Source organism: Streptomyces sp. NPDC006265 (assembly GCF_040613555.1).
Classification (GTDB): domain Bacteria; phylum Actinomycetota; class Actinomycetes; order Streptomycetales; family Streptomycetaceae; genus Streptomyces.
In genome coordinates, this window is record NZ_JBEXSH010000974.1 from 1 (window position 1) to 3,188 (window position 3,188).

General features: G+C 71.6%; 3 protein-coding genes. 1 reads left to right on the forward strand and 2 read right to left on the reverse strand.

Annotation, left to right across the window (positions count from 1 at the left end):
• On the reverse strand, positions 1-840 hold an 840-nt coding region (locus ABZ281_RS43715), incomplete at its 3' end, for a SpoIIE family protein phosphatase (RefSeq protein WP_356663755.1).
• A 161-nt stretch (positions 841-1,001) separates the two neighbouring features.
• Between ABZ281_RS43715 and ABZ281_RS43720 the strand changes: the two genes are divergently transcribed.
• Positions 1,002-2,252, forward strand: coding sequence for a GNAT family N-acetyltransferase (locus ABZ281_RS43720; RefSeq protein WP_356663757.1), 1,251 nt, complete (start codon positions 1,002-1,004; stop codon positions 2,250-2,252).
• 34 nt (positions 2,253-2,286) lie between these two features.
• Here ABZ281_RS43720 and ABZ281_RS43725 read toward each other — a convergent pair whose 3' ends face one another.
• Positions 2,287-3,096: a DNA-formamidopyrimidine glycosylase family protein gene (locus ABZ281_RS43725; protein ID WP_356663759.1), complete on the reverse strand. Its 810-nt coding sequence runs from the start codon at positions 3,094-3,096 to the stop codon at positions 2,287-2,289.
• Between the last annotated feature and the right edge of the window lie 92 nt (positions 3,097-3,188).

Genomic DNA, 3,188 nt, shown 5'->3' on the forward strand with positions numbered 1-3,188 from the left:
CGGGTGGCCCGCGGAGTAGAGCTCGTAGTCGCCGGAGTCCAGGTCGAGGACCAGGTGAATGGAGGTGGCGAAGCCCTCGTCCCAGTCCTGGCGCAGGAGGTAGCCGTTGGCGGCCGGGAGGAAGGCGTGCGGCGGGAGGGAGCCGAGCAGGCCGCCGAACGCGCCGGACAGCAGCAGGGCGCGGGATCCCGCGTCCATGCCCTTGCCGGAGACGTCGGTGAGGACCACTTCGAGCGTACGGCCGCCGTTGGTGCGCGCCGCGACCACGAAGTCGCCCGAGAAGGACTGGCCGCCCGCCGGGCGCAGCGCCATCTCCCGGTGCCAGCCGTCCGGCAGGTCGGGCAGCTTGCTCTGCACCCTGATGCGTTCGCGCAGGTCGAAGAGCATGGTGCCGCCGCGCCGCCAGGGCACACCGACCCGGCTGCGGAACTGGGCCAGGAGCAGTCCGAAGAAGCCGCAGGCCGCGACCACGAGCACGACGCCCGGGGTGACCCTCGACGGGCCCTCCGTGTACGGGCCGAGCCGCACCGACTCCACGATCAGTGCCGTGGCCGCCGCCGCGTACAGACCGAGCAGGCTCGCCGGGCGCAGCAGCAGGCCGCCCACGACGACGGGCAGGACCAGTGCGGACGGTGAGAACCACACCGAGTTCGCCAGTGTCGCCGACGCGATCACGGGAACCATCAGGAGCAGACCGGCCAGGGCGATCCAGTCCGAGCCGTTGCCGCGGAAGTAGTCCACGGCGGCGCGGCGCACGCCGACGCGGACCCGGTGCCACTGCTTCTTCAACCGGGCCGTGAACGTCTCGGCTTCCGCGCGCCGCTCTCGTCCTGATGCCATTAGTTCGGGACCCTATCCATCGGACCAGCCGCTTGGCACGGGAGGTCCCACTTGTCCCCCGTCCGAGGCCGACTTCACAGTGAACTTCACAGCGCGCGGCCCTGCCGCCACCCGGGAGAAATTCTCTCGCTCGTCCGGCGTTGCCCTGGTAGGCATGGCTCATGGGAACTGGCGCGAACGGTCTTTCGCCCGGCTTGCGGGTCCTGCGGCAGGACGATTGGGACAAGTGGTACGACACCCTGATCCGGGGCTTCGGAGGGGTGCCGGAGCCCGCCGAGGAGCGGGAATTGTGGAACTCGCTGACCGAGTTCGACCGTTCACTCGGTGTCTGGGACGGGGACGAGTGCGTGGGGACGGCCGGGGCGTTCAGCTTCCGGCTGACCGTGCCCGGCGGGGCGTCCCTGCCGGTCGCGGGGGTCACGATGGTCAGCGTGGCCGCCACGCATCGCCGACGCGGACTGCTGACGTCGATGATGCGGCGACAGCTGGACGACGTCCGCGCCTGGGGTGAGCCGCTGGCCGTACTCACCGCGTCCGAGCCCGCGATCTACGGGCGGTTCGGATACGGCAACGCGACCGTGTCGTTGACCGCCGAGATCGACACGACCCGGGTAGGGCTGTCGGTGCCGGACGGTACGGATGACGTACGGGTGCGGTACGCGGTGCCGGCCGATGTGCTCGACGTGTGCGAAGCGGTGTACGCCCGGCTGGTTCCGGCGCGGCCCGGGATGCTGGCCCGGCGGCCCGGCTGGGAGCGGCTCGGGGTGCTCGATCCGGCGAGCGAGCGGGAGGGGGCGTCGCCCCTGCAGTGTGTGCTCGCCGAGCGGGACGGGGAGACGGTCGGGTACGCGCGGTACCGCGTCAAGCCCGAGTGGGAGCTGTCGGGGTCCAACGGCACGGTCATCGTGGAGGAGTTGGCGGGGCTGGACCCCGCTGCGGACGCTGCGTTGTGGCGGTTCCTGTTCGGGATCGACCTGACGTCGAAGGTGACCGTGCGGGGGCGTCCGGTGGACGACGCGTGGCAGTACCTGGTGTCCGACCCGCGGCGGTGCCATCCGCGGGTGCGGGACTCGCTGTACGTGCGGCCCGTGGAGGTGGGGGCCGCACTGGAGGCGCGGACGTATCAGACGCCGGTGGACGTGGTGTTCGAGGTGGAGGACGCGTTCTGCCCCTGGAACGCCGGGCGTTGGCGGCTGAGCGGGGACGCGAAGGGCGCGTCCTGCGAGCGTACGGCGGATGCGGCGGATGTCGCGCTGTCGGTACGGGAGTTGGGCGCGGCGTATCTCGGGGGTGTGTCGCTGGCCGCGCTGGGGGCGGCCGGGCGGGTGCGGGAGCTTCGGCCGGGGGCGCTGGCGGAGGCGTCGCTCGGGTTCGGGGTGGGCGTGCCGCCGTGGTTGCCGTACGGATTCTGAGGCCCGCGCATTCCTCAGCGGCGCCCGGGTCTTTTCAGGGGCGTTGACAGGCCGGGCACCAGAAGAGGTTGCGGGCGGCGAGATCGGCGGTGTGGATCTCGCCGCCGCAGATGTGGCACGGCAGGTTGGCCCGGCGGTAGACGTACACCTCGCCGCCGTGGTCGTCCACGCGGGGCGGGCGGCCCATCGCTTCCGGGGTGTGTTCCGGGCGGACGGTGTCGATGCGGTTGTTGCGGACGCCCTCGTGCATGAGGTCGACGAGGTCGGTCCAGATCGCGTGCCACTCGGTGGGGGTGATGTCCTTGCCGGCGCGGTACGGGTCGATGCGGTGCCGGAAGAGGACCTCCGCGCGGTAGACGTTTCCGACGCCGGCGATGACCTTCTGGTCCATGAGGAGGGCGGCGATCGTCGTACGGCTGCCGGAGATGCGGCGGTACGCGGTGTCCGGGTCGGCGTCGTCGCGGAGGGGGTCGGGGCCGAGACGGCCGTGTATCGCCTGCTTCTCCGGCGGTGTGATGAGGGCGCAGGTGGTGGGGCCCCGGAGGTCCACGTAGGTGGTGTCGTTCGCGACACGGAGCCGGACGGTGTCGGTGGGGGGCGGTGCGGGGGCCGGGCCGAAGGTGACCTTGCCGAAGAGGCCGAGGTGGATGTGGATCCAGTCGGTGTCGCGGAAGCCGAGGAAGAGGTGCTTGCCGTGGGCTTCGGTGTGGGTGAGTTCCGTGCCGGTGAGGAGGCTGGCGGCGGCGGTGAACTTGCCCTGGGGGCTGGTGGTGCGGGGGTTCGTGCCGAGGAAGGCGGCGGCGTAGTCCTGGGCGAGGCGGTGGATGGTGTGGCCTTCCGGCACGGGTACTCCTTGTGATCGTCGCCTTCATCAGCTGGGTGCGGGGCATCCCCGGCCGCGTCGCGCGCGCGATCGGCTCCGTAGGAAACCTGCTG